Source organism: Komagataeibacter melomenusus, assembly GCF_013155395.1.
Taxonomy (GTDB): Bacteria; Pseudomonadota; Alphaproteobacteria; order Acetobacterales; family Acetobacteraceae; genus Komagataeibacter; species Komagataeibacter melomenusus.
In genome coordinates, this window is sequence record NZ_JABJWC010000045.1 from 1 (window position 1) to 26,770 (window position 26,770).

General features: G+C 63.2%; 24 protein-coding genes. 15 read left to right on the plus strand and 9 right to left on the minus strand.

From position 1 onward, the window contains the following. Nucleotides 1–13: 13 nt before the first annotated feature. Entirely contained in the window at nt 14–2,116 is a 2,103-nt protein-coding gene (locus tag HNW77_RS14130; protein ID WP_172158503.1) for a catalase, read from the plus strand. Nucleotides 2,117–2,150: 34 nt separating this feature from the next. Here the strand turns inward: HNW77_RS14130 and HNW77_RS14135 are convergent, their stop codons facing one another. Next, entirely contained in the window at nt 2,151–2,606 is a 456-nt protein-coding gene (locus HNW77_RS14135) for a hypothetical protein (protein WP_172158476.1), read from the minus strand. Nucleotides 2,607–2,789: 183 nt separating this feature from the next. Here HNW77_RS14135 and HNW77_RS14140 point away from each other — a divergent pair, with 183 nt between their 5' ends. The 4 genes from HNW77_RS14140 (at nt 2,790) to HNW77_RS17845 (ending at nt 5,354) form a co-directional block, all read left to right on the plus strand. After that, nucleotides 2,790–3,104 (plus strand): SelT/SelW/SelH family protein, encoded by a 315-nt coding sequence (locus HNW77_RS14140; RefSeq protein WP_241694490.1) that lies wholly within the window; start codon nt 2,790–2,792, stop codon nt 3,102–3,104. An 83-nt stretch (nt 3,105–3,187) separates the two neighbouring features. Continuing rightward, nucleotides 3,188–3,571, plus strand: coding sequence for a DUF4112 domain-containing protein (locus HNW77_RS14145; RefSeq protein ID WP_172158477.1), 384 nt, complete (start codon nt 3,188–3,190; stop codon nt 3,569–3,571). Nucleotides 3,572–3,736: 165 nt separating this feature from the next. Beyond that, on the plus strand, nt 3,737–4,693 hold the full coding sequence (locus HNW77_RS17840; RefSeq protein WP_241694491.1) for a tetratricopeptide repeat protein: 957 nt from the start codon (nt 3,737–3,739) through the stop codon (nt 4,691–4,693). Then, entirely contained in the window at nt 4,575–5,354 is a 780-nt protein-coding gene (locus HNW77_RS17845) for a glycosyltransferase family 9 protein (protein WP_241694492.1), read from the plus strand. The genes HNW77_RS17840 and HNW77_RS17845 overlap by 119 nt, the downstream gene beginning before the upstream one ends. A 15-nt stretch (nt 5,355–5,369) precedes the next feature. Here HNW77_RS17845 and HNW77_RS14155 read toward each other — a convergent pair whose 3' ends face one another. Then, nucleotides 5,370–6,791 (minus strand): FAD-binding oxidoreductase, encoded by a 1,422-nt coding sequence (locus tag HNW77_RS14155; protein WP_172158478.1) that lies wholly within the window; start codon nt 6,789–6,791, stop codon nt 5,370–5,372. A gap of 188 nt (nt 6,792–6,979) precedes the next feature. Here HNW77_RS14155 and HNW77_RS14160 point away from each other — a divergent pair, with 188 nt between their 5' ends. Next, nucleotides 6,980–7,915 (plus strand): DMT family transporter, encoded by a 936-nt coding sequence (locus HNW77_RS14160; RefSeq protein WP_172158506.1) that lies wholly within the window; start codon nt 6,980–6,982, stop codon nt 7,913–7,915. A gap of 28 nt (nt 7,916–7,943) precedes the next feature. On the opposite strand, the gene HNW77_RS14165 is transcribed toward HNW77_RS14160, so the two are convergent. Further along, entirely contained in the window at nt 7,944–8,885 is a 942-nt protein-coding gene (locus HNW77_RS14165) for an AEC family transporter (protein ID WP_172158479.1), read from the minus strand. A gap of 852 nt (nt 8,886–9,737) precedes the next feature. Here HNW77_RS14165 and HNW77_RS14170 point away from each other — a divergent pair. The 3 genes from HNW77_RS14170 (at nt 9,738) to HNW77_RS14180 (ending at nt 15,282) form a co-directional block, all read left to right on the plus strand. Further along, nucleotides 9,738–11,759, plus strand: coding sequence for an acyltransferase family protein (locus HNW77_RS14170; RefSeq protein WP_172158480.1), 2,022 nt, complete (start codon nt 9,738–9,740; stop codon nt 11,757–11,759). Between the two features lie 528 nt (nt 11,760–12,287). Continuing rightward, a complete protein-coding gene (locus tag HNW77_RS14175) occupies nt 12,288–13,799 on the plus strand; it encodes an aldehyde dehydrogenase family protein (RefSeq protein ID WP_172158481.1) in 1,512 nt (503 codons plus the stop codon). A gap of 202 nt (nt 13,800–14,001) precedes the next feature. Continuing rightward, nucleotides 14,002–15,282, plus strand: a complete 1,281-nt coding sequence (locus HNW77_RS14180) for an NAD(P)/FAD-dependent oxidoreductase (RefSeq protein WP_172158482.1) — start codon at nt 14,002–14,004, stop codon at nt 15,280–15,282. Between the two features lie 136 nt (nt 15,283–15,418). Here the strand turns inward: HNW77_RS14180 and HNW77_RS14185 are convergent, their stop codons facing one another. Together HNW77_RS14185 and HNW77_RS14190 are read right to left on the minus strand one after the other, a co-directional pair. After that, complete coding sequence (locus tag HNW77_RS14185; protein WP_172158483.1) at nt 15,419–16,054, minus strand: TetR/AcrR family transcriptional regulator; 636 nt, start codon at nt 16,052–16,054, stop codon at nt 15,419–15,421. Nucleotides 16,055–16,137: 83 nt separating this feature from the next. After that, nucleotides 16,138–16,854 carry a DUF1868 domain-containing protein gene (locus HNW77_RS14190; protein WP_172158484.1) on the minus strand — a complete coding sequence of 239 codons (717 nt, stop codon included), beginning with the start codon at nt 16,852–16,854 and terminating at the stop codon, nt 16,138–16,140. Nucleotides 16,855–17,014: 160 nt separating this feature from the next. Between HNW77_RS14190 and HNW77_RS14195 the strand changes: the two genes are divergently transcribed. Continuing rightward, on the plus strand, nt 17,015–18,196 hold the full coding sequence (locus HNW77_RS14195) for a lipase family protein (RefSeq protein ID WP_172158486.1): 1,182 nt from the start codon (nt 17,015–17,017) through the stop codon (nt 18,194–18,196). Nucleotides 18,197–18,204: 8 nt separating this feature from the next. On the opposite strand, the gene HNW77_RS14200 is transcribed toward HNW77_RS14195, so the two are convergent. Continuing rightward, nucleotides 18,205–18,993 (minus strand): alpha/beta fold hydrolase, encoded by a 789-nt coding sequence (locus tag HNW77_RS14200; RefSeq protein ID WP_172158508.1) that lies wholly within the window; start codon nt 18,991–18,993, stop codon nt 18,205–18,207. 210 nt (nt 18,994–19,203) lie between these two features. Between HNW77_RS14200 and HNW77_RS14205 the strand changes: the two genes are divergently transcribed. After that, on the plus strand, nt 19,204–19,455 hold the full coding sequence (locus tag HNW77_RS14205; RefSeq protein ID WP_172158487.1) for a hypothetical protein: 252 nt from the start codon (nt 19,204–19,206) through the stop codon (nt 19,453–19,455). 39 nt (nt 19,456–19,494) lie between these two features. On the opposite strand, the gene HNW77_RS14210 is transcribed toward HNW77_RS14205, so the two are convergent. Beyond that, nucleotides 19,495–21,144, minus strand: a complete 1,650-nt coding sequence (locus tag HNW77_RS14210; RefSeq protein WP_408886853.1) for an alginate export family protein — start codon at nt 21,142–21,144, stop codon at nt 19,495–19,497. Nucleotides 21,145–21,699: 555 nt separating this feature from the next. On the opposite strand from HNW77_RS14210, the gene HNW77_RS14215 reads away from it, so the two are divergent. From HNW77_RS14215 to HNW77_RS14225, 3 genes are read left to right on the plus strand one after another with little or no spacing between them, the layout of a single operon-like run. After that, nucleotides 21,700–22,521 (plus strand): MetQ/NlpA family ABC transporter substrate-binding protein, encoded by an 822-nt coding sequence (locus HNW77_RS14215; RefSeq protein WP_172158489.1) that lies wholly within the window; start codon nt 21,700–21,702, stop codon nt 22,519–22,521. After that, on the plus strand, nt 22,512–23,546 hold the full coding sequence (locus tag HNW77_RS14220) for a methionine ABC transporter ATP-binding protein (protein WP_172158496.1): 1,035 nt from the start codon (nt 22,512–22,514) through the stop codon (nt 23,544–23,546). The genes HNW77_RS14215 and HNW77_RS14220 overlap by 10 nt, the downstream gene beginning before the upstream one ends. Continuing rightward, the gene (locus HNW77_RS14225) at nt 23,527–24,180 is read left to right on the plus strand and encodes a methionine ABC transporter permease (protein ID WP_172158498.1); all 654 of its coding nucleotides are present in this window, start codon (nt 23,527–23,529) and stop codon (nt 24,178–24,180) included. The genes HNW77_RS14220 and HNW77_RS14225 overlap by 20 nt, the downstream gene beginning before the upstream one ends. Before the next feature lie 14 nt (nt 24,181–24,194). On the opposite strand, the gene HNW77_RS14230 is transcribed toward HNW77_RS14225, so the two are convergent. After that, nucleotides 24,195–25,481 carry an NAD(P)/FAD-dependent oxidoreductase gene (locus HNW77_RS14230; RefSeq protein WP_172158499.1) on the minus strand — a complete coding sequence of 429 codons (1,287 nt, stop codon included), beginning with the start codon at nt 25,479–25,481 and terminating at the stop codon, nt 24,195–24,197. A 338-nt stretch (nt 25,482–25,819) separates the two neighbouring features. Here HNW77_RS14230 and HNW77_RS14235 point away from each other — a divergent pair, with 338 nt between their 5' ends. Next, nucleotides 25,820–26,581 carry an SDR family NAD(P)-dependent oxidoreductase gene (locus HNW77_RS14235; RefSeq protein ID WP_172158501.1) on the plus strand — a complete coding sequence of 254 codons (762 nt, stop codon included), beginning with the start codon at nt 25,820–25,822 and terminating at the stop codon, nt 26,579–26,581. Here HNW77_RS14235 and HNW77_RS17545 read toward each other — a convergent pair. Next, a partial coding sequence (locus HNW77_RS17545) for a hypothetical protein (protein WP_206677828.1) occupies nt 26,535–26,770 on the minus strand: 236 nt, incomplete at its 5' end. The two genes, HNW77_RS14235 and HNW77_RS17545, sit on opposite strands and share 47 nt — an antisense overlap.

Genomic DNA, 26,770 nt, shown 5'->3' on the forward strand with positions numbered 1-26,770 from the left:
GGACATCCCCATCATGACCAAGACACCCAAAGCCCCCAAGGCCGTGGCCACCCATGCCGGCCCCGGTGGCGAAACCCACCAGACCGCCGGCAATGACACGCCCGTCATGACCACCCAGCAGGGTCTTGCCATATCCGATGACCAGAACACCCTGCGGGCGGGCGCGCGTGGCCCGGCGCTGATGGAGGACTTCCATTTCCGTGAAAAAATCTTCCATTTCGACCATGAGCGCATCCCCGAGCGCGTGGTCCATGCCCGTGGCTACGGCGCGCATGGCTATTTTGAACTGACCGACAGCCTTGCCGATGTGTGCAAGGCCGATCTTTTTGGCGAGGTAGGCGTGCGCACCCCTGCCTTCGTGCGGTTTTCCACCGTGGCGGGCAACAAGGGCTCGGCCGATATGGTGCGCGACGTGCGCGGCTTTGCCGTCAAGCTCTATACCAGCCAGGGCAACTGGGACCTGGTGGGCAACAATATCCCGGTTTTCTTCATTCAGGATGCCATCAAGTTCCCCGATTTCGTGCATGCCGCCAAGCAAGAGCCGGACCGCGACTTTCCGCAGGCGCAGACAGCACACGACAATTTCTGGGATTTCGTCTCCCTCTCGCCCGAGGCCACGCATATGGTCTGCTGGGCCATGTCGGACCGCGCCATCCCCCGCTCCTTCCGCTTCATGGAAGGGTTCGGCGTGCATACCTTCCGCCTGATCAATGCCGAGGGACAGTCCACCTATGTGAAATTTCACTGGAAGCCGAAGCTGGGCCTGCAATCGGTGGTGTGGAACGAGGCGCTCAAGATCAACGGCGCCGACCCCGACTTCCACCGCCGTGACCTGTGGCAGGCCATCAAGACAGGCAACTTCCCCGAATGGGAACTGGGCGTGCAACTGTTTGATGACGGATTTGCCGACAGCTTCGACTTCGACATCCTCGACCCCACCAAGCTGATCCCCGAGGAACTGGTGCCCGTGCGCCGCGTGGGCCGCCTCGTGCTTGACCGCATGCCTGACAATTTCTTTGCCGAGACCGAGCAGGTGGCATTCTGCACCCAGAACATCATCCCCGGCATCGACTTTACCAACGACCCGCTGCTGCAGGGGCGCAATTTCTCCTATCTCGACACCCAGACCAAGCGGCTCGGCGGCCCCAACTTCACGCATATCCCCATAAACGCGCCCAAATGCCCGTTCGCCAACTTCCAGCAAGATGGCCACATGGCCATGCACAACCCGAAGGGGCGGGCCAATTACGAGCCCAACTCCTGGTCGCAGCCCGCCGCTGGCCCGCGCGAGACGCCTGCGGGCTACACCTCCTACCCCGAGCCCGAATCCGGCCCCAAGCTGCGCCAGCGTTCAGACACCTTCGCCGACCATTACAGCCAGGCCCGGCAGTTCTACATCAGCCAGACGCCGGTTGAGCAGACCCACATGCGCGATGCCTTCGTGTTTGAACTGAGCAAGGTCGAAACCCCCGCCATCCGCGCGCGCATGCTCAGCCACCTGCTGCATGTCGATACCGCACTGGCCGAAGGTGTTGCCAGCGGGCTTGGCCTCTCACCCCTGCCCGAACCCGCCCGGGCCGCCCGCCCTGTGCTGGTGGGGCTGCCCCCTTCGCCCGCGCTGAGCATCCTCAGAAACGGGCCGGACAGCTTCACGGGCCGCAAGCTCGGCATCGTGGTGAGCAATGGCGTGGATGCCGACCTGCTCTCCGCCCTGATTGCCGCGACCGAGGCGGTGGACGGCACGGTCGAACTGATTGCCCCCACCGTGGGGGGCATCGTTGATAGCGCCGGCAATGACGTTATGGCACAGCAGAAGATCAATGGCGGCCCATCCGTGCTGTATGACGCCGTGGCCCTGCTACCCACGGTGGAAGGGGCAAACCTGCTGCGCCATGAGGCCACGATGCGCGACTTCATTGCCGATGCCTTCGCCCATGCCAAGTTCATCGCGCATAATGATGCCGCCGAGATCCTGCTGGCCGCAGCCGGCCTGCACCCGCGCGCGCGTGACGGCGGCGTGATCGCGCTCGAGCGCGCGGAGGACGCCACCACCTTCATCCAGACCTGTGGGGCACTGCGCCTGTGGTCGCGTGAGGGTAAGGTCCACACGGTCTGACCACGCGACCCCCCCCTGCCTGCCAGGGGGCGGGTCAGTCCGAACTCGACCCGATCAGGATCGTAACAAACGTCTCGCCTGTAAAAACAAGGGCAAAATCCCAGAAAACGGGATAGGCGGGATGACCCTCCCGGAACCAGAAAGTTTCCACCCTGGTCGCTGATTCCAGAATGTTTGCAACCTGCTCCTGCACGTTGCGAACCGCCGTGTGGAATTCCGGTGACGCCAGGGAGGCTGCCGATGGTCCGGTCGCCACGTCTCCGGCATAATAGAGTGCACTGTCTATGATGCCCCGGACATCTTCCTTCCTGATCTGCCGGATATTGTCCATGACAACATCTTCCCCAAATACCTTTTTTATTGTCTCGACCAGATCCCTGTTTTCATAAGGTTCGATTGAAAAAGATTTCAGAAATACAGTATAATTCCAGCAATCTTCCTCCAGAATCTCCACTACCGCATCGAGCAATGCCTGATCGACCGTTTTCATGTCCATATTTCCATCACTCCAGGACCGGGATAATACTTTTATTGATACGTGGGGCGCACATGGCCCGCAAGGTTTCCGGTGCTTCATGGCCTGAAAACCGCTATGATCCGTTCACGGTGCAAGATACCCATCAGGGCAGCCGGGCAGCCCCCTGCCCGGCTGGATGAGACAGGAGGAACGCCCATGACCGCCCCGATCCCCATGACCGGTCGCCCCGATATCTCCATCCTTTACTGCACGCGCTGCAACTGGCTGCTGCGTGCCGCATGGATGGCGCAGGAACTGCTCTCCACCTTTGGCGAGGAACTGGGCAGCGTCAGCCTCATCCCCGCAAGTGGTGGCCGGTTCGAGATCACGGTCAACAGCCAGCTTGTATGGGAGCGCAAGCGCGATGGCGGCTTTCCCGGCCCGAAGGAACTCAAGCAGCGCGTGCGTGACGTGATCGCGCCGGGGCGTGACATGGGCCATATCGATCGTGATGGCGGCGCATCCGTTTAGGGCGTGGTCTTTTTTTGGCAGAAATCACGCTCCATGCGGGCGGCTTCATTGTAACGCCTCATGGCACGCCCCATAATAGCAGCATGAACGCTTCTGCTTCCTTGGCCGCCACCGCGCGGCCAGCCGATATCCGTGCCGAGGTCGCGCGGTTGCGGAAACTGGCGACCCTGCTCGATGCCGCCTTCCGTATTCCCGGCACAAAGGCGCGCTGGGGGCTTGATACGGTGATCGGGCTGCTGCCCGTAGGCGGTACGGCGCTCATGCTCATCCCCTCCCTCTATATCGTCTGGAAAAGCAGGACGCTGGGCGCAAGCCAGCCGGTTCTGGCGCGCATGCTGGCCAATGTGCTGATCGAGGCGGCAGCAGACCTCGTGCCCGTGCTGGGCGATGTTTTTGACACCGCCTTCAAGGCCGACCTGCGCAACGTGGCCCTGCTGGAAGCGCATCTGGGCCTGTCCACGCCCTAGACGTGCGCGGCAGGGGCGCTAGACTATGGCCCCGCGTTCCTGAATCCAGAGAAACCCGCCGCCCATGCCCCTCCCCTTTCCCCATGCCGCGCAGGCAGCCCCGCTTCGGGCCTGCGTGGGCCGTGTTGCATGCCGTGGCCATCGGCCCGTGGATGATGGCGTGGCATGAACGCAAAAAAAACCGACGCGGCCACCGCCACCAACGCCATGCTGGCCGATGCGCTCGGCCTGCTGCGCCAGGGCCAGTTTGCCCGCGCCCGCGCCGTGCTGGAAGGCTGCGCGCCCTCCCGCGAGGTCGAGATCCTGCTGGCGCATGCCCATGCGGGGTGCAACCGGGTGCAGGAGGCCGCCCGCCTGCTGTGCCGCCAGGCCGTGGCCAATCCCGGTGCCCGCCACCCGGCGCGCGACATGCTCGACCTGCTGCTGCCCCATGAGCGCGTGGATGAGGCTGAAGCCGTGCTGCGGGCCGTGCGCCAGCGCGCGGGGCAGGATATCCGCACGCATGACATGCTGGGGGAACTGCTGCTGCAACGCGGCCGCACGGCGGAGGCGCATGCCGTGCTGACCGAGGGGCTGAGCCTGTCGCCCGCGCAACTCACCACCGGCAACCTCATGGCCGTATGCCTGATGGAGCAGGGCGAATACGCCGCCGGACGTGACCTGCTGCTTTACATTCTCGAGCATCATCCCCGCAGCGCCATGACGCATGCCAACCTCGCGCATCTGCTTGCAGGCTGGAACCACACCGATGAGTCGCTCACGGTTCACGCCCGCGCCCTCGCGCTGCGCCCCGATGATGCCAACCTGCGCCTGAACCATGCCCTGACCCTGCTCAAGAGCGGGCAGATGGCCAGGGGCTGGGCCGAGTATGAATGGCGGCGCAAACTGCCCGGCCGCGCGCGCCTGCCTGCGGCACGGACCCTGCCCGTGCTTGAGCCGGATGCCGGTTTGCGGGGCAAAACCATCTTCATCACGCGTGAGGGGGGGGCTGGGCGACATGCTGATGATGCTGCGCTTCGTGCCGGTGCTGGCGGGTCTGGGCGCGCGGGTGATCGTGCAGGCCCCCGACACGCTGCACGGCCTGATCCGCCGCATGGAGGGCGTGCGCCGCGTGGTCAATGACCGCCAGCCCATACCGTTTCATGACTGGCACTGCCCTTTCCTCAGCCTGCCGCATGTGCTGCACCGCGTGCCCGGCCATGCCGGGGCCGCGGTGCCCTACCTGCACGCCGATGCGGCGCGCGTGCGGGCCTGGGCGCCCTTCCTGCCCGCGCGCCCCACCTTGCGGGTGGGGCTGGTATGGGGCGGGGCGAGCAGGCCCGACGTGCCCGCGGCCCACGCCATGGACCGCAGGCGCTCCATCCCGCTGCGCAGCCTGGCGCCGCTGGCGGGCGTGCCCGGCATCTCGCTGGTCAGCCTGCAGATGGGCACCTACGCCACGCAGATGATGGACATGCCCGCGGGCATGCGCCTGCATGACCCCATGGAAACCGTGCGGGACATGGATGATACGGCAGCCCTCATCGCGGGGCTTGATGTGGTGGTGTCGGTCGATACATCCATCGCCCACCTTGCTGGCGCGCTGGGCTGCCCGGTCATTCTGCTCGACCGGTTTGACAATTGCTGGCGCTGGCTCTCGGGCCGCACCGACAGCCCGTGGTACCCCACCCTGCGCATCATCCGCCAGATCCGCACCGGGCAGTGGGATGACGTGGTGCGCAGGCTGTGCAGCATGCTGGCCAAGCGCGACCTGCCCCCCTCGCGCCTGCCGCAAGCGACCTGAACGCCTAGCCCTGGCCTAACCCTGATAGACACGCCCCGGCGGCAGCAGCTTGCCGGGGTTGAGGATGTTGAGCGGGTCCATGGTGTGCTTGAGCGCACGCATGACAGCAAGCGTGCCCGCGCCGTGCTCGGTCTCGAGAAATTCCAGCTTGCCCATGCCCACGCCATGCTCGCCGCTGCATGAGCCACCAAGTGCCAGTGCCCGGTGCACGATCCTGCGGTCAAGATCCAATGCACGGGCATGGCCTGCGGGCGTGTCCTCGGTGATGATGAGGGAGTGGAAATTGCCATCGCCCACATGCCCCAAAAGTGGCACGCGCAGGCCGGAGGCCGCGATATCTTCCCGCACGCCCGCGATCAGTTCGCCAAGCTTCGAGATCGGCACGATGCAGTCGGTTGAAATGACGCGGGCAGTGGGCTCGATGGCCTTGGCGGCCCAGAAGGCATCGTGCCGGGCCTTCCACAACCGCGTGCGTTCCTCCGCCGTGTCAGCCCAGGCGAAGGCCAGCCCGTTATTGGACAGGGCAATGGCCTCCGTCGCCGCCACCTGCTCCTGCACGCTTGCGGGAGCCCCGCCGAACTCGAAGAACAGCGTGGTAAGGTCCTGATAGCCATCAAGCTTCGAGTAACGGACCGAGGCGGCCATCTGCACGTCATCAAGCAGTTCCACCCGGCTGATGGGAATGCCGCACTGGATGATCTCGATGGCGGTCTGCACCGCGTCATCAAGGTCGGCAAACTGGCATACGGCGGCGGAGAGCGTCTCGGGGCGGCCATGCAGGCGCAACTGCACCTCGGTAATGATGCCCAGCGTGCCTTCCGAGCCGATGAACAGCGATGTCAGGTCATAGCCGGTAGACGACTTGCGCACCCGCCCGCCGGTGCGGATCACCTCGCCCGTGGCCAGCACCACGGTCAGGCCCAGCACGTTCTCCTTCATGGTGCCATAGCGCACGGCGGCCGTGCCCGAGGCCCGCGTGGCGCACATGCCGCCCAATGTGGCCTCGCCCCCCGGATCAACCGGAAAGAACAGCCCCGTGTCACGAATTTGGGCATTGAGCGCCTGCCGCGTCAGCCCGGCCTGCACGCGGCAGTCCAGATCCTCGGCGTTCATCTCGACAATGGCGGTCATTTCCGAAAGATCGAGGCTGATGGCGTGCTCGGCGGGCGTGACATGCCCTTCAACCGACGTGCCTGCCCCGAAGGCCACCAGCGGCACCGCATTGGCATGGCAGGCGCGCAGCACGGTGGCGACATCGCCGGTGCTGCGGGCAAAGACCACGGCGCCGGGCAGGCAGGCAGCTTCCATGGCCTCGCCGTGGCTATGGGCCTCGAGCACCGAGGGAGAGGTGCTGACCTGCGCTGCCAGCCCGCCTGCGCGGATGGCGGCCAGGGCGGCCTGAAGACGGGCTGCGGGCGGGGCGGGCGTGTCAGTCATGCAAGGCATCCAGGCAGGAAATCAATAAAGTGCCCGCAGTCTAGCAGCATATCGCAACACACGGCCAGACGGACTGCCACTTGCGTATACACGGCTGGGTTGCATGGCAGATATCCGTCGCACGCGTCCGGCCTTGCGCCAATGCGGGCATGATGGCCAAATGTCAGGAGCAAAACGGGTTGAAACAGATGAACATGGCCTTCCTTACCTCGGGCATGATGCTGGCCTTTGCCGCATTTTCCTCATTCTCGATCAGCGATGCCTATTCCAAGCTGCTCGCAGGCCAGCTTGACCCGTTCGAGGTCGCCTTCTCGGGCGGCGTGTTCGGCTTTCTCATCATCCCGTTCATCCGTAACAAAAATGAATCCTACAAGGATATCTTCGCCCCCACCCACCCGCTGATGTGGGTGGTGCGCGCCGTGGCCACCTTTGCCGCCACCGCCGCCAGCGTTGAAGCCTTCATGCTGCTGCCCATGCCCGAGGCGCTTTCGCTCATGTTCCTCATGCCTCTTTTCGTCACCATCCTGTCCGTAACCCTGCTGCATGAGAAGGTATCGGGCTGGGCATGGCTATCGGTCATACTGGGTTTTCTGGGCGTGCTGATCGTGCTGCGGCCCGGCGTGCGGGCGCTGCATCTGGGGCATCTGTGCGCGCTGGTGGCAGCCATTGCCAATGCGGTTGGCGTCATCGCCTACCGGCTGGCGGGCAATGACACGCCACGGCTCTCGCTGTTCGGCTCCAGCCTGTTCGGGCCGCTCGTCGGCGATGGCGCGCTGATGCTGGCCCATGCGCACTGGCCGCACGGGCTGAAAACATGGATGTTCCTGTTCGGCTACGGCTTCCTTGCCGCCCTCGGCCAGTTGTTCATGATGATGGCAACCGCCCGCGCCCCCGCCAACCGCGTGGCCCTGCCACAGTACAGCCAGATGCTGTGGGCGGTGGCGTTCAGCTATTTCCTGTTTCATCAGCCGCTTGATGGATGGACCTTTGCGGGCATCAGCGTGGTCACGCTATCGGGCATGATCAACTGGATCCGCCAGCATGTCCTTTATGAAGAACTGGTGCTCAAGGCCCGCCGCGCTGCCCGGCGGCGGGCCGAGACCTACGCGCCAGATCGGGGCTGAAGGCGCGCCCCCTGCTCACCACGCAGCCTTAATGCCGCGTGGTGAGCAGGATGAACAGCACCATGGTCAGCACGGAGGCCACTGCGCTGAGGAACAGGGTTGAGGCGGCCTCCTGCTCATCGGTTCTGAAGCGCACTGCCAGAATGACCACGACCGTGCCCACGGGGATGGATAGGGTCAGCACGGTGGCGCGGATGACATCATGCGGCAGGCCCAGCACCGCCAGCACCAGCCATGCCCCGGCGGGCACGACAATATTGCGCGCGAGCACCGTCATCACCACCGGCAGCGTAACGCGCACGCGCTGCAAGAACAGCACCACGCCCGAGGCAAACAGCGCCACACCCGTCGCGGCATTGCCCAGCAGGCCCATGGCGCCAAGCAGCGAACGGGGAATATGCACGTTCAGCACCACCAGCACCGTTGCCAGAAGCGGCGCCCACACGATCGGCTCCTTCAACGCGGCACTCACCTGCCCCACGAAACTGACCGGCGCGCCGTCCGCCACCGTTGCGTCATGCCCCAGCATCATCATGCAGACCGGCGTCTGGACCAGCACCATGGCGAAGACCGCGGCCGATATGGCAACCGCCGTGCTGTCATGCCCGATCAGGACCGGCAGCATAGCCGAGCCGATAAAGGGCACCGAGGGCGCGCCAATGGCCAGCCCCTGCAACGCCGCCGCCGCCCCGCCACGGCGCGCCCCATACCGCGACACCCCATACGCCACGGCAAAACTGGCGCACATAAGCCCGAAGACCGAAGCCGCCAGCGGCATCTGGCCCGCAAGGATGGTGCGCGGCATGTGGGCGATACCCACGAACAGGTTGAGCGGAAACGCATAGAGCATGACCAGGCGGTTCAGGACAGCGACATGCGTGCCGTCAAAATCATGGTGCCACCCGGCACGATACCCCAGCACAAATACCACAATAAGGGGCAGCATCGCGGCAATAATGGTCGATAGCATGGAATGAAACGGCCCTGTCCTGCGCGTACCCCCACCATGCCCTGGCCGGGGAACTGCTAAAAACAATCCTGAGCAGACCTGCGCGGATAAGGCAATGGCATCACCGCACGCGGCAGCCTCGACCTGCCGGTCTGGCTGAAGGACCCGGCAGCCTGCAAACTCCCTGTCGTCCATATCCATGGGGAGCCATGACGACAAAATCACCCGGAGCAATATCGAAGCCCCCCAATGCCGAATGCATATGACCAGGGCACCCAACAACCGACCGTTTCCTGCCGCGCGTCATGACCATGGAGAGGTCGTGAACGTAGGTCATGGGCTGCAATATGGCGGTTATGACCGGTATATCATTCCCATGAACATTCATGACAGTAAGGAGGTGGGCACTGACTGTAATATGGCCGAATATATTCGCAAGCAGGACCGATATTATACATCCGTCATGAACAGGTACCTGTTGCTGGATATGCCGGGCCATGACATTGACCCTACGGGCATAAAGGCCGCCCGGAATACTGATCATGTATTCCATTCGGACTCAAAAGTATATGATTACGGTAATCTACCGACTGACCAATACCCTCACTGATCCGCAGGTCATGTTTACCCATCCCAGCCAGTCCAGGCAGATATGCTGCCATGAAAGCCGCATGCCGGGCGCACGGGCACCCTGTCACCTTTGCAGGAATTACCAATCTTCCTTCCCAAATCAGCAAAAATCATTAAATAAACTTCACGTGAGAAATACAGATATCAAAACCCGCTCCTGATTCTGGCGTTTGCGTGCAGCTATCCCCTCCCCCCTGAACGATGCCCGGGCGTCGTTCACTACTGCACGAAAAGAGCCGACCCATGGCCCTTGACCCCTCGCCCCGTTACCGCCGCGATATCGATGGCCTGCGCGCCATTGCCGTGACCGCCGTGGTCCTGTTTCATGCCGGGCTTTACCCGCTCAAATCGGGTTTTACCGGCGTTGACATCTTTTTTGTCATTTCCGGCTTTCTCATAGGCGGCATCGTGTACCGCGATGTCGGGGCGGGGCGCTTTCGCTTCGATGCCTTCTATGCCCGGCGCGCCGCGCGCATCCTGCCCGCCCTCATGGCTGTCATCGCCTCTGTCACGATCCTTGGCATCGTGCTCGCAAGCCCGCAGGACTACAGGCAGATAGCAATCGGGGCGATTGCGGCCCTGAGCGGGTGGTCAAACATCCTGTTCTGGCGGCAGGTCAACTATTTCTCGCCCGATGCGCATCTTGATCCGTTTCTCATGACATGGTCACTTGGCGTGGAAGAACAGTTCTACCTGCTTTTTCCCTTCCTGTTACTGGCGCTGCGCCGCCTGCCGCGTCCTGTCGTGCTCGGGGCCATTGGCGCGCTCTGCCTTGGCTCCTTCATGCTGGCCGTTATCGGCATGGGCCACTGGCCTACGGCGGTGTTCTACCTTCTGCCCACGCGGGCATGGGAACTGGGGGCCGGAACCTTTCTGGCCATCGCCCGCGCGGGGGCGACGGCTCCCCTGCCCGCCCGGCCCGCCAACATACTGGGCTTTACGGGTATCGGGCTTGTCGGGCTGTCCGTCTGCCTCTTTAACGAGCATACGCCCTTTCCCGGTCTTGCCGCGCTGCTGCCGGTGGGGGGCACGCTGGCGCTGCTGCTGGCGGAACGCAGTATTGTCAACCGTCTCATCCTGTCCGCGCGCCCGTTCGTGGGGGTGGGGCTCGTTTCCTATTCCTGGTACCTTTGGCACTGGCCGCTCATGGCGTTTACGTGGCTGTGCATGGCGCAACCCGCCCGGCCCGTGCAACTTGTGGTTGTGGCGTTCGTGTCACTGGGGCTGGCCGTGCTGTCATGGCGATATATCGAACAGCCCTTCCGCCATGTCCGCCTGCCCAGCCGTACGGTGCTGCTACGCTATGGCAGCGCCACCGCCTTATGCGGCGTTGCGCTGGCGGCCATTTACATGAGCCAGGGCTTTCCCGCCCGTTTCAACCCGGCCCTTGCAAAAACGCAAGCCAGCCTGACAGCAGGGCGTGGCGGTTCATGCCTGGCCAATTATGGCGATGCCCGGCCCAATACCAGCTTCGCCTGCGTGCATGACACGGGACGCCTGCAGATAGCCCTGCTGGGCGATAGCCACGCAGCAGCGCTCGCCCCGGCCCTTTCCCGCATCGCGCGCGAAGGCGGTTATGATTTTGTGCAGTTCACCAAATCATCCTGCCCGCCACTGCTGGGGGCCACGCGGCTCATGCCGCAACATCCCGGCCATGCCGCCACCTGCGCGCTGTACAATGAACGCGCCATCAGCCTGGTAGCCCATAACCCGGAAGTGCAACTGGTGGTCCTGACCGGCTACTGGTCCGCCCCTTACGAGACCGACGCCAGTGATGACGCCTATGTCGACCCGACACATCCGGTGGATGATGGCGTGGTGGCCGGCGTCGCCCGCATGCAGGCCGCCCTGGTCCGGACCGAAACCATCCTGACCCATGCAGGCAAGAAAGTGATCGTGCTGGGCGACGTGCCCCATTTCCGCCTCGACCCCGCGCGGGAGGCGGTTACGGCGTTCATGCCCGTGCGCGCCTGGATCGAACACCGGCTTGACCCCGGCCCCGCACGCGCCGGGGGGATCGCGCCCCTGCCCTGGGTCATTCCGCCCGCCCCCGCCATTGAAAATGCCGTGCATGCAGCGGCCACCACGATTGGCGGCATTACCTATGCGTCGTTATATGACCGCTTCTGCACGCCCCAGGGGTGCCGGTTCAGCCGTGAGTCCGCCTCGCTGTATGTAGACTCCCAGCACCTGTCAGGCGCGGGGGGTGAATTCGCCCTGAATGGCCTGATTGATGTCGCGCCCTCCACAATGGCGGACAAATAAACAGGGCTGCCTGTCCACGCATTTTTGTCCCCACAAGAAACAGCCACGCCCGTCGTGGCTGTTCTTGCATGTGCTCCCCCGCCCGGCCCCAAAGCAGGATCAGGCCACGGGAAGGCAGCATGAAACATAAAATATTTCCTTTTTTATTATAGGTTAACATATTGATTTATATAGTTTTACACTCCGTTTCTAATGGCACTTGATGCATATATCACGGTTACGTTACCGCGCTCTCCCTTGCGTGAAGGAGGCCGTCTATATATCACTGGATACAGATGATTCTCCGGCTTTCCACCGGGGCATATCCAGAACTGTCTGGTTGCAGGAAAGGCATAGACTTATGCTTTACACGATCATGAGACTGAATTTCCGAACAACCGGCATGATGGAACATCATAAAAAGTAAAAACGAACCAAAAAAGAAATATTTTTACTGTATCTCTTCCGCGCCGGGTTCCCTGCATTGCGTGTCATGCGCTTGTGCGCCCTGGCCTGGGGAAGATGTCATTACCCTGAAGGAAAATCACCGTGTCAGCAGACAGCATCACGGCGGCCCCGCCGTTCAAGTCCCGTTATGGTAACTATATTGGTGGCAAATGGGTTGCCCCCGTCGATGGTCATTACCTGACCAACACCTCCCCCGTTGATGGCCGCGTGCTGTGCGAAGTGCCCGCTTCCACCGCAGCCGACGTGGAACTGGCACTCGATGCCGCCCACAAGGCAAAGAAGGCCTGGGGCGAGATGGCGCCTGCCGACCGCGCGCTGATCCTGCTCAAGGCAGCCGATGTCATGGAGAAGAACCTCGACCTGCTCGCCCGGGCCGAGACATGGGACAACGGTAAGCCCATCCGCGAGACCCTGACCGCCGACATCCCGCTGGCCATCGACCATTTCCGCTACTTCGCTGGCTGCATCCGCGCCCAGGAAGGCACGCTGAGCGAGATCGACGCAACCACCATCGCCTACCACTTCCATGAGCCGCTCGGCGTCGTGGCGCAGATCATTCCGTGGAACTTCCCGCTGCTCATGGGGTCGTGGAAGCTGGCACCCGCGCTGGTCGCCGGTAACTGCGTGGTCATGAAGCCTGCCGAGAGCACGCCCGCCTCCATGCTGGTGCTGATGGAACTGATCGGTGACCTGTTCCCGCCCGGCACGCTGAACATCGTCAACGGCCTGGGCAAGGATGTGGGCGCTGCCCTGTCCAACAGCGACCGCATTGCCAAGATTGCCTTCACCGGTTCCACCCCCACCGGCAAGATGATCGCGCATGCCGCAGCCGAGCACCTGATCCCGGCAACGCTGGAGCTGGGCGGCAAGTCGCCGAACATCTTCTTCGCCGATATCATGGACAAGGACGACGATTACCTGGACAAGGCGGTCGAAGGCTTCACCATGTTCGCCCTCAACCAGGGCCAGATCTGCTCGTGCCCCAGCCGCGCGCTGGTGCATGAATCGATCTATGAGAAGTTCATGGAACTTGCCCTGCCCCGCATCAAGGCGATCCGCCAGGGCAACCCGCTTGACCCCAACACCATGATGGGCGCGCAGAACTCGCACGGCCATCAGGAAAAGATCCTGTCCTACATCGACATCGGCAAGGGCGAAGGCGCCGAGCTGCTGACCGGTGGCGGCCGCCCCGACCTTGGTGGCGACCTGAACAACGGGTGCTACGTGCAGCCGACCGTGTTCAAGGGCAACAACAAGATGCGCATCTTCCAGGAAGAGATCTTCGGCCCGGTCCTGGCCGTGACCACCTTCAAGACGGAAGAAGAAGCGCTGGCCATCGCCAACGACACCCCCTTCGGCCTCGGCTCGGGCGTGTGGAGCCGCGATGCCAACACCTGCTACCGCATGGGCCGCGGCCTTGAGGCCGGTCGCGTGTGGATCAACTGCTACCACGTCTATCCGGCGCATGCCGCCTTTGGTGGCTACAAGAAGTCCGGCATCGGGCGCGAGACCCACAAGATGGTGCTCGAACACTACCAGCAGACCAAGAACATGCTGGTCAGCTACAGCGAAAAGAAGCGCGGCTTCTTTTGATCCGCTGAAGGGGTGAAAACCCAATAGCCCCCAGGCAGGGCGCGGCGGTCGGGCTGGTTTACCGGGTCGGCCGCCGCACGCCATTGTCCGGGCCATTCGCGTCGGGCCCAGGCAGGACAGTTTTCGATATTTCAGGATATGCGACAGGGTTTTTCCCACGGGACCGGGACACTGTGCGGCAGAAGTAAAAAAGAGGCATAGGATGGCACAAAAGTTTCGGGTCGTAATCGTAGGCGGTGGCGTGGCCGGTCTGGCGCTGGCAACCCGGCTGGGAGATTCGATCGGCAAATCGGGCCGCGCGGAAATCACGCTGGTCGACAAGAGCTTCGCGCATGTGTGGAAACCCATGCTGCACTGCTTTGCCGCAGGCACGGCTGCCAACGAGAATGACCGCATCAGCTTCCTGTCGCAGGCAAGCCGCCATCATTTTGAATTCTGGCCCGGTGAGATCGCGGGCATGGACCGCAAGGCCAAGACCATTACGCTTGCCCCGGTTGTCGAGCCCACGGGCGAGGTGATCCTGGATGAACGCAAGCTGGAATATGACGCGCTGGTGCTCTCGATCGGCAGCCGCGCCAATGATTTCGGCACCCCCGGTGTGGCCGAGCACTGCCTGTTCATTGACAACCTGGTCGATGCCAACGGCTTTAACGACCGCTTCCGCATGGAACTGCTCAAGGCGTTCGGCAATAACGAGCAGCTTGACATTGCCATCGTGGGTGGCGGCGCCACCGGCACGCAGCTTGCCGCCGAACTGCACAAGGCGCTTGACCTCGCCTCGCTCTACAGCTTTGGCAAGAAGCCACCCAAGCTGAACATTACCCTGCTTGAGGCAGGCCCGCGCATCCTGCCCGCCTTCCCCGAGGCGGTGTCGGCTGCGGCGCAGAAGGAGCTTGAGGCGATCGGCGTCAAGGTCCAGACCTCGGCCATGGTCAGCGGTGCGGATGAAAAGGGCTTCATGCTCAAGGATGGCACCCGCATTCCCGCCACCCTGCGCGTGTGGGCCGCTGGCGTGAAGGCGCCGGATGTCACGCGCAAGTTTGGTGAACTCAAGCTGTCGCGCTCGGGCCAGCTTGAAGTGCGGCCCACGCTGCAACTCGTGGAAGATGACAGCATCTTCGCCATGGGCGACTGCGCCTTCATTGCCGAAAAGCCCGTGGCCCCCACCGCCCAGGCCGCCCGCCAGCAGGCCCATCACCTGGCCCGCTACATGCCTGCGTGGATTGGCGGCAAGGCGCTGCCGCCGTTTGCCTTCCACAACAAGGGCGCGGTTGTTGCGCTTGGCGACTATAATGGCTGGGGCACCTTCCCCGGCGGGCGGGTGTTTGGTGGCGGCTGGCTGCGCGGCATTACCGCGCGCATGGTGCACCTCATGCTGTATCGCCAGCACCAGTTTGAACTCTACGGCGTGTTCCGCGGCACCATGTCGTGCCTTGTTGACTGGCTGGACGTGTTCGTGCGGCCTTCCGTGCGGCTTGACTGAACAATACAGGTTTTGGGGTGCCGCTTTTTTTCAGGAAGGCGGCTTTCCCTGAAGCTTTTTGAACAAAGCTTCACCAAAAACGTTCTTATGACTGCCATGCCACAAGGGCGGGCGCCATCAGGCCCCGCCCTTTATTTCATGGTTCAGCCGGGGCGGGTGCGACCCAGAGCGAGGATTGCAGCGCATAGGTGTTCTGTAGCAGCGGCACCAGCGCCGGGCGGCCCTTGAGCCTGATCCACTCATCCAGTGCGGTGCGAAAAATGGCGATGCCACACCGCGCCATGAGGCGGGCGGCGGTCTTGCGGCTCTTGCGCTCGGTAATGCGCCTGGCCAGCCCGTCGGCCAGGCAGTCTTCCCACTTGCCGTATTTCTGCAGGCTCACGGTCTGGAGCGAAGGCGTTTTTTCAATCAGGAACACAAAGGCATAGGTATCCTGCCGGTTGGCCGCGATGCGTGGCACGAGCGAGGTGAAGGCATGCATCATCGCATCGGCAGGCGGCATGTCGGCCGGGCAGGCGGCAAGGGCCTCGGTCAGGGTCTGGGTCATGCCGCGCGTCCAGGCCAGCACGATGTCGCCCTTGGTCTCGAACATGCGGAACAGGGTGCGGCGCGAGACTTCGGCCGCATCGGCTATCTCGTCCACCGTCGTCTCGTCATATCCCTTGGCGGAGAACAGCCGCATTGCCTCGGCAATCAGCGTATTGCGCGCGCGTGCCTGCTTGCGTTCGCGCAGGCCGGGCTTTGGCTGATCGGCAGGGGCGTCGGGCTTCATGCAATCTCCTTGGGGGGCATTTCCATCATGCCGCAGGGTATTACGCATATTCAAGATGCGAGGAAGGGCAAAACGGTTTCCGGTTACGCCACAAGGAACTGGCGATGATAGGCATGCATATCATCAAACAGGCAGAATTCCGGCGGTCCAAGATCGATTTCGGGCAGGCGCGCGGCCATCCGCCCCTGAAACCGCACCATCGCATCGGTATATTCATGTGCCTCGCGCGCGGTAAAGGCCCGGATCCGGTAGCCGATGGTGGTATGAAAAACATAGCGGTCCAGCCAGGCGTCATGCATGCCCAGATGGGCGGCAAGACCGTGGCGGAAGCGGCGCAGCGCGGTAGCACCTGCCCGGTCCACGGCTTCCAGCCGGATGCGGCAGCCCTGCCTGTCGCGCAGCGGGTCGGGATAGGCCGGGCGCATGCGCAGGGGCGCAGCCAGCCTGCCGGGAAAAACCCGGAGCCTGTCGCCCACCCAGGCATTGCATTGCGGCATGGGGGTATCGCGCGCCAGGTCGCGCGGCCATGTGGGCCTGGCACGGCGGGTATTGTTCAGCCCGTCAAAAACCGTCATGTGATAGCTTGAAGGCGGCAGGAGCGCGATTTTGGCGGCAAAATCGAACTGGCCCATCTGGTGGTGAAGATCAAGCATGGCGTGAAAAAACGCACCATCAGGCGGCAGGTGGCAGATAACCGTATTGCCGGGAAAGGAGCGGGGCCTGCCATCAGGATGGAATTTATTCTGGTTGAACAGCACTGCTTTCTTCTCCTCCGGCTGGTTGCCACCCTTTCTCCGCACCAGGGCCCAGCCTTTAGCGCCATTTTGCCGGGCAACCACATGCTTTTACCGCAGGGGCAGGCATGCCGCTTTACAGCGCCATGATGGGCTGGGAATATGAACCTGACAGGGCAAATGCCACAACAGGCCCCGCCACGCTCCATGAAGGACTGATCTTGACATGACCCTGCCCGCCCGAATCCTTGGCCCGCTCGTGGCCGGCCTATGCATCGCCACCCCTGCCCTGCACGCCCATGCGGCTGAAACCCCGCCCCGCCCCGGCACGCCCGTGGGCATGGCCCCGCTGGCCCCGACCCTGAGCCTGCCCGATGCGGGCCGCAGCCTGCGCATGACCTATCTTTCAACCGATGGCGTGACCGGCAGGGGCACGGTGCCCGTCACGGCGGAAGTGATCCTGCCACCGGGCGAGGCCCCTGCGGGTGGCTGGCCCATCGTGGCGTGGGCGCATGGCACCGTGGGCATCGGGCAGGACTGCACGCCCTCACTCCACCCCTATACCGCGCGCAACAGCAAATATCTGGCCGCCTGGATGAAGCGGGGCTTCGCCATAGTCGCCACCGACTACCAGGGGCTGGGCTCACCGGGCGTGCATCCTTATCTCGATACGCGTGTCGAGGCCTATAACGTGCTCGACAGCGTGCGGGCCGCCGTCAACGCCGTGCCGGGGCTGCGCAATACGGTCATGATCGTGGGCCAGTCACAGGGCGGCGGGGCGGCCTTTGCGGCGGCAGCCTTTGCCGCCACCTATGCGCCGGATGTGCATATCCGCGGCACGGTGGCCACCGGCGTGCCCTATTTCACGCCCGAACTCGGCGCGCAGCTGACCGCCGCGGCCCACGCGGGTCGCGCTGCCAGATATGACCCGCTTGTTGTCTACATGCTCTATCTCGGCGCCTCGCTTGCCGCGCGTGACCCGGCCTTCCACCCCGAGGAAGCCTTCACCCCCCGCGCCATGGCCGCCTACCACGCCGCATCAACCACCTGCGTGGGCGACATGGAGCAGAAGATAAAGGATGAGGAACTGACCCTGCCCGACGCCATGCAGCCCGGCTTCCCCAAAGCACTTGCCCCCGCCTTTGCCGCCATGGCGTACCCGACCCTGAAACTGGCCCGGCCCCTGTTCGTGGGCACGGGCACCGATGACCATGACGTGCCGCCCATGCTGCAGCTCTCGCTGGTCAAGGCGGCCTGTGCGGCGGGCAGCACGGTTCAGGCGCATCTGTACAAGGGGCTGGACCATTCACAGACCGTCAATGGCTCGCTGGCGGATTCCGCGGCCTTTACGCAGGCGGTCATGGCGGGCCAGCCGGTTGCGCCACAATGCGCGCCGGTGCCGCAGTAAGGCTGGCCTTAGCCTGTAGCACGCAGGAATTCCGCAACCACGCGCAGGAATTCCCATGGCTGCTCCGCATGCAGCCAGTGCCCGGCCCCGTTGAGCCGCACCAGCCGGTAGCGGGGAAAAAGCTGGCGCATGAGCGGGTAATCGCGCGGCTGGACATAGGGTGAGGCCCCACCCGCCACAAACAGCACCGGCCCATCGTACTGCGTGCCGGGTGGCAGGACGGGCCAGCCTACTATCTGCTTCATGCCCGCGACGATCTGCGCCAGCCCGATCTGCCAGTGCGGGTTGGCGCCGAGCACGATGTTCTGCTTCATCATGTCGCGCACGGATTTTTCGGCAATGGCGGGAGCAAGCCAGGCATCGGCCTCGCCCAATGTCAGCGTGGGGGGAAAACGCAGGGCGGCCAGCGCCGTAGCGATTGCGCCGGAATGCGCATGCCCCCCTGGCGCTGGCGCAATATCAGCCACCAGCAGGGCATGCACGCAGGCAGGGTCCTGCAATGCCAGCATCATCGCCACCTTGCCCCCCATGGAATGCCCGATCACCGTGGCAGGCAGTGCGTCATGGGCGGCCAGCGTTTCACGCACGTCGGCGGCCATGGCGGGATAATCCATCGGGCCATGCGGGCTGGCGCCATGGTTGCGCAGGTCAAGGGCAAGGACGCGGCGGGTGGCCGCAAGGCGGCGCTGGAAAAACCCGAAATTGCGCGCCCGCCCGAACAGCCCGTGCAGAAAAACCACTGGCGGCAGGGTGCGGTTGCCATCCTCTGGTCCGCGTTCAATCACATCAAGCAGCACGCTGGCCTGCTCCCCATTCTCATGCATGACAGTCGCAAGCATAGCCTGCGGGCAAAAACCGCGTGCTCATAATTCCGTGCCCCCGTTGCCCCGCCCTGCAACGGGCCACCCTTGAAAACCCTCATGCCTGGACCGACATGTAAGGTGTTACGCCCGACGAAGATGATCGGTGCGATGTTTTTTTAATAAAAAACAGGACTGGAACAGACCATGAGCGCTGCTGAAACCCTCCGCAAACTCAGCCCCGAAGACGTGCAGGAAATTGCCAGGCACCTTGAGGGCACACTGCACCAGCACAAGGCCGACCTGCACAAGCAGATTGCCGAACATCTTGCCAACCTGAAGGGCGAGGTCACGCTGCATGAGAACAAGGTTCCGACCTCGTGCAAGGTGTACGGGCTGCTGTTCGTGCTCGCAGCCTCGCTGGCCAGCTTCATCTTTGGCCGCAAATCGGCTGAATAAGCCCCGTGGGCACGGGCAGCCCGGCGTGGTTGCCCGTGCTTAAAAACGAAAGACGAAATTCGACTGGTAATAGGTGCCGCTCGCGCCACCCGCTTCGTTGAGCGCGCGCGATGTCATGAAACGCGAGACATACTGCGTCCATGACAGATGGGTATTGATCTGCCACGCCACCGAAACCTGTGGCGCCATGCCCACGAACCGCCCCCGGAAATTACCCGCGAATTTGTAGTAACCCGATGATTTGTAAACCGGGTCATTTACGCTATCACGCCAGAACAGCGGGTATTTGAACTGGATGCTGACCGACTTGAACGGCGTTATGCGCACGAGCGGCGCAAAGCTGATCAGGTTCGAGCCGGTCATGTAGGTTGTGGTGTCGAGATAGTTGGTCTGCGGGTTGAAGGGCGAGATGTAGGTGCCCACCGTGCCCTGGCTTTTCGAGGCATTGCCACCGGAATACACATCCGTCTGGATGCCGGCAAAGGTATGCAGCGACTGCTCGGGCAGGCGATAGCCCACCGTGCTGTTGATGGCATAGGCGCTGACCGCGCGCGGGGCGTTGTTGCTGGCGTTACGGAACACGCCGCCCTGCCATATGCCGCCCACCGAGAATTCGATCGGCCCTGCAATGCCATGCCAGCGCATGCCGAAATTGTTGCGGGTATCCGATCCGTTGACCGCGCCCTTCGGCCCCACGATCGCCCCTGCCGATCCATTGAGCTTGTAGCCGATATAGAACGCATCGACGAAGGAATATCCCTTCTGCCCCATGAAGGTGAAGTCCGGCGGCGCCCATGTGGCGTTGAAGCCGTACAGGCGGCTGGCATAGTTCTCGACATCGTGGAACATGCGTCGGTCACTATCATCGGTCTGCACGAAATCCCATGCATCGATGCGGATGCGCTGCCATACCATGTAGGCGCGGAACCCATCCCATGACAGCGGCACGTTGGGCGTCTCGCGCGCATAGAGCATGTACGATGGCGCATCGAGAAACTGCTGGCGGCCAAACATGAAGCCGCTTTTGGCCCCCAGCATGCGCCACTTCACCTCAACAAAGGCCTGCTGCGCATCAAGCCGCTTGCGGTAGGTCGAGCCATAGCCATAACCACCCCAGCCACCCGCATCCGCATTGATCAACTGGCCAAAAAACCGCAGGTGCTCGCCAATATGCAGGTCTGCGCCATACAGGTTGCGCACGCCGAAGCGACCGGAATCATTGGGTTTCTGCGTGCCCAGGGCGGGGCGGGTTTCAAACCAGTTGCGCAGCCGCGTCTCGCCCGAGAAACTGATCCACACATTGCCGCTGCGGGTGAGCGGAATGTATTTCAGCGCATCGAACAGGTCATCATGCTTTTTGGGGTCGCGCAGGTTGCTCCAGTCCTCCGCCCAGGGGCTGACGCCATAGCGCCCCACCGGCCCGAAGCCCGCGGCCTCGCCATTGCCACGGTTGAACACGCCCCAGTCATACTGGTGGCCACTGCGGCGGTTTTCCTGCCCGCCAATGCGGATGGGCTGCCCCACCGGGTTGGCATGCGGAAACGTGAGAATGGGCGGGCGCTGGGTCATGTGCACCACCATGCGCTCCGGCTGCGCGGGCGCAGCACTCCCTGCTGGCACGACCAGGTCAGGCGCCGCGTGGGCCGCATGCACCGCCAGCATGGACACGCACAGCGCACCGCAGCACATGTACCGATACCCCAGCCGGGTTGCTGAATGGAGGGTGGACATCATGTTCATGCACCACATGGCATGCCGGAAGGCCGCGGCAGCAGGTTAAATACTAAAAAATATCGTATTATGATAAAATATTCCGGTCAATATCGTATTTTATGATCCCCTCCATCACCCAACCGGATGGACCAGCCTGATAACACAAGGCTGGCACACGATCATCTGCCTTGAAAACCGGTGTTAATCCGCAAAAAACAGGCGCCGGTTTATTGCACGCAAATTATGGTGTTATGGATCAATACCCCCCTCGAAACAGACCTTATCCCGCCCCACAGGATCTGTGGCCCACGCAGGCCGCCACGCTGGCTGGCATGGCGGCGCGCCCTTGCCGCAGCGCGTTAATAAACATTCCATATCGTGTTTAATATTGACGCACGTGGCCTCTTGTCCCTTTATGCCCCTGTGCTCCGGCCGAGCCATGCGGCCCATCAGGGGCGTTGTCAAAAAGACCATCACGCCATAGTGGTGCTGCATCGTTGTCTTTCGCGCGCCGTACCGATCAGGAATGCCATGAAACAGATTGCCCCCCTCACCCGTCGCACCCTGCTCAGTCTGGCTGGCGGCCTTGCCTGCCTGCCCATGGCAACACGGGCCATGGCAGCACAGGGCAAGCTGATCCGCGTTGGCATCATGGCAGGCGAGGACGAGGACCTGTGGCGCGTGATTACGGCCAATGCCGCGAAGGAAGGGCTCAATCTCGGCATCGTGACATTCTCCGACTACAACACGCCCAACGAGGCGCTGGCCGAGCATGAGATTGATGCCAACGCCTTTCAGCACGCGCCGTTCCTCGATGCGCAGAAAGCGGCCCGTGGCTATGACATCGTGAGCGTGTGCCCGACCTATTTCTCCCCCATCGGGCTGTATTCGGCACGGTGGAAGACCCTTGCCGACCTGCCGGACAAGGCGGTGATCGGCGTGCCGAACGACCCGAGCAACGAAGGCCGCGCCCTGCGCCTGCTTGAGGCGCTGGGGCTGATCAGGCTCGATTCCGCAGCCGGCCTGCTGCCCACCCCGCTCGACGTGACCGAAAACCCCCGTCACGTCTCCTTCCACGAGCTTGATGCGGGCATTGTCGGCCGCACGCTGCCTGACGTGGATGCCGCCGTGATCAACACGAACTGGGCGCTCAAGGCAGGCGTGGACATACAGAAGCAGCGGATCGGGGTGGAATCGCTGCAAAACAACCCCTACGTCAATTTCGTGGCCGTCAATGCCGCTGATGCGCATGCCCCATGGGTCGAGGCGCTGGTCCGCGCCGTGCACCAGCCCGCCACGCGTGAGGCGATTGCCACCATCTTCCACGGCGCGGTTGAACCGGCATGGACGTGAATGTCGTTGACGTACGCCATGTCAGCCGCCGCTTTGGCGGGCATGTGGCGCTGGATGATGTCTCGTTCTCGGTAGCGCGGGGCGAGATCCTGGGCGTGATCGGGCGCTCGGGGGCGGGCAAGAGTTCGCTGCTGCGCTGCCTTGGCGCGCTCGACCGGCCTGATGCGGGGCAGATCCTGATCGAAGGCCAGGACATCACCACCCTGCCGCAGGCGCAGCTTGTGTCGCTGCGGCGGCGCATCGGCTTCGTGTTCCAGCATTTCAACCTGCTCGGTTCGCGCACGGTGGCGGGCAATATCAGCCTGCCGCTTGAAATCGCGGGCGTGCCGCGCGCGCAGCGCCCGCAGCGCATCGCGGCCCTGCTGGCGCTGGTAGGGCTGTCGGAACAGGGGGATAAATGGCCTGCCCAGCTTTCGGGCGGGCAGAAGCAGCGCGTGGGCATTGCACGCGCGCTGGCCAATGACCCCGCCCTGCTGCTGTGCGATGAGGCCACCTCCGCCCTCGACCCCGAAACCACTACCGCCATCCTTGACCTGCTGGCCGAGATCAATCGTGAACTGGGGCTGACCATCATCCTCATCACGCATGAGATGGATGTGATCCGCCGCATTGCCACCCACCTCGTGGTGCTTGACCAGGGCCGCATTGTTGAAAACGCGCCCACGCTGGCCATCATGGGGGCGGCCACGCAATCGACCGTGACCCAGGCCCTGCTGTCGGAAACGCAGCCACAGGTGCCCCCTGCCCTGCGCGCGCGGCTGGTGGCCGAGCCTGCGCCTGATGGATGGGCGATCATCCGCATCAGGCTGGCGGGCGAAGCGGCATGGCAGCCCCTGCTGTCGCAGCTTGGCCAGCAATACGGGGTCGAGGCCACCGTGCTGCAGGGCGGCACCACCGAGATCGCGGGCCAGCCCTTTGCCGACCAGATCGTGTCGGTGACCGGCTATTGCGCCGAGATCCACGATTTCCTGACGCAGTTCGACCCCTCACTGAAGGTTCTTGGCCATGTCCCGGCTGATCATTGACCTGATCGCACGCGCAACGTGGGAGACGACCGTCATGGTCGCCTGCTCGGGGGTGCTTGCGGTGCTTGGCGGCCTGCCGCTGGCGCTGCTCATGGTGGCCATGCGGCGTGACGGCCTGATGCCCTGCCCGCCCGCCGCCCGGCTGCTGGGGCTGGTGGTGGACATCCTGCGCGCCATTCCGTTCATCATCCTGCTGGTCATCCTCATTCCCGTAACCCGGATGATCGTGGGCACCTCACTTGGCACGGCGGCGGCGATCGTGCCGCTCTCGCTGGCAGCCATTCCCTATTTCGCCCGCATTGCCGAGGTTTCGCTGCGCGCGGTGGACCCCAACCTGGTCGATGCCGTGCGCATCATGGGCGGCACGCGGTGGATGATCGTGCGCCATGTGCTCATACCCGAAGCGCTGCCCGGCCTTGTTGCCGGTTTCACGGTCACCCTCATTACCCTGACCGGGGCCTCGGCCATGGCAGGCGCCGTGGGTGCCGGGGGCCTGGGCGACCTCGCCATACGCTACGGCTACCAGCGTTTCAACACGCAGGTCATGTCGCTTGTGGTGGTGGTGCTGATCGTGTTCGTGGCCATTATCCAGGCGGCGGGCAATGCCCTGTCGAACCACCTGCGCCACGACTGAACGCCCCGTGGCCCTCAGTCCAGCCGGACCGAGGGGCGCACGAACACGTCAAGCCAGTCGACAAGGCACGAGATCGTGCCGCGCACCGGCCCGTACAGCTCAAACTGGTGCTGGCGGTACAGCATGAGATGCACCATCCGCGCCGACAGGCCATGCAGCCAGCCGCCGCCAAACACCGTGCCGCCGGGGAAGGTGCCCCAGCCATTGTAGTCGCCCAATGCCACGACCGCCCCCTTGTTATGGAAGGTGAAGGCAGGCATCGGCTGGCCGCTCATCATCCATGCGGGCAGGTAGCGGGCCAGATGATGGGCCTGCTGGCGGGCGGCCTGGGCGGTGGGAGCCACGGGTTTTTCGGCAATGAAGGCGCAGTCGCCCATGGCGAAGATGTTGTCATCATCGATCACCTGCAGCGAGGGCCGCACTTCAAGCTGCCCCGAGCGCGACAGCTTGAGGCCGCCAAATCTGGCGGTCACGTCCGGCGCCTTCACGCCTGCAGCCCACACCCGCAGCGTTGCGGGCACGCGCGAGCCATCCTTGAGCAGGAAGCCGTTTTCATCCGCGCCGCTGACCATGGCACCCGCGCGCACGCTCACGCCAATCGCTTCAAGCTGCTTGACCGCTGCCGCCGATACCGCCTCGGGGAAGGCGGGCAGGATGCGGGGGCCTGCCTCAAGGAGCGTGATGCGCAGTTTGGGCGGCTTGCGGCCAAAGCTGTAGAGCGAGGCGAGATCAAGCGCCTTGTGCAGTTCGGCGGCGAGCTGCGTGCCGGTGGCCCCGCCGCCCACAATGGCGATATCGAGTTCGCTGTTATTGGCAAAGGAGCGCAGCAGTTCCATGCGGAACCGGTCGTTGAAGCCATTGGCATCGACCAGGTTGTCAATGAACAGGCAGTGCTCGGCCACACCCGGCGTGCCGAAATCATTGGCGCGGCTGCCGATTGCCAGCACCACGGCATCATAATCGAGCGTGCGGGCATCGACCACCACCTCCCCGCTCAGCGGGTCCTTGATGGGGGCAAGCGCTATGGTCCTGGCCGCGCGGTCGAGTGCCGTGATCTCGCCGGGCCAGAACTCGAAATGGTGCCGGCTGGCCTGTGACATGAAGCTGATGCGGTCATTCTCGTTGGCGGCGGTGCCAGCGGCAAAGCAATGCAGCATCGGCTTCCACACATGGGCAAAGCTTTTATCGACCAGCGTGATTTCCGCACGGCCCGACTTGCCGACCGAATTGCCCAGCCGGGTTGCCAGCGCAAGGCCCGCAACGCCACCGCCTACAATAACGATCCGAAACTTCTGTGCCATCTCGATAATGCTCCAAACCCGCTCGCACGGCGCGCCGGTTTCCGCATGGAAAATACCGCCCCGCCACATTCATAACAAACCATGTTTGGGGCGAGTATAGGTGATCCCCCCCCTGGCTGAAACATGCGCAGGCCCGAATTCTGGTGCAGCTTCGTAACGGCAGGCCCCCTTTCCAACCACACAACCGCGCCAGAGCGCGAAAAACGGGCCGGTCACGCCCCCCAGATCAAAAGAACCCGATCAGCCCCGCATGGATGGCCCTGCCCCTTGCGGGCCGGGCAACATCTTGGTACCCCCCGCGTTAACCCGCCTGATGCCAGCGACAAGCAGGAGACCCCATGACCGCCACCCCCACCGGACGCATTGCAGGCAAGGTTGCCATCATTACAGGTGCTGCCAGCGGCATTGGCCGCGCCACGGCGGAGCGTTTTGCCGCCGAGGGCGCGCAGCTTGCCCTGACCGACCTCAATACCGATGCACTCGATGAACTGACCAGCCAGTTTGAAAAAGACGGCGTGGCCGTGATCTCGGTGCCAGCCGATGTGACCAGCGAGGCCGATATCGCCCGCGTGGTGCACGAAACCATGAAGCATTTTGGCCGCATTGACATTCTCGTGGCCAATGCGGGGGTCATCCCCGAGGCCGATCTCGCCTCGGCCACGGCCGATTTGTGGGACCACACCATGGCGGTGGATGCACGCGGCATGTTCCTATGCTGCAAGCATGCCGCAGCCGAGATGGTCCATGCAGGCCAGGGTGCCATCGTGTGCCTGTCCTCCATCTCGGCCTTTGCGGGGCAGAAGGGCCAGGCTGTGTATGGACCGGCCAAGTTCGTGGCCTCGGGCATTACCAAGCACCTCGCCATCGACCTTGCCGACAAGGGGGTGCGGGTCAATGCCGTGGCCCCCGGCACCATCGACACGCCAGCCGTGGCGGGCATGGATGCGGAGGGCATCCGCAAGGTGGTCGAGATGCACCCGATGGGCCGCATGGGCAAGCCCGCAGAGATTGCCAGCGCCATCCTGTTTCTCGCCTCGGATGATGCCTCCTTCATCACCGGCGCGGTGCTGCCGGTTGATGGCGGCTATCTGGCGCAGTAAAGGACTGACGAAACATTTCCGGGTGTCGCCTTTTTTTCAAAAAGGCGACGCTTTTCAAAGCTTTTTGGGGTCTGTTTGGAATTGATTTTTCACAAGGTCCCTGATGTGCTTTAAACTGCATATGGATCGCTTGATATTGACGGATGCCCAATGGGCGAAAATGGAACCGCTGTGCCTTGGCAAGCAAAC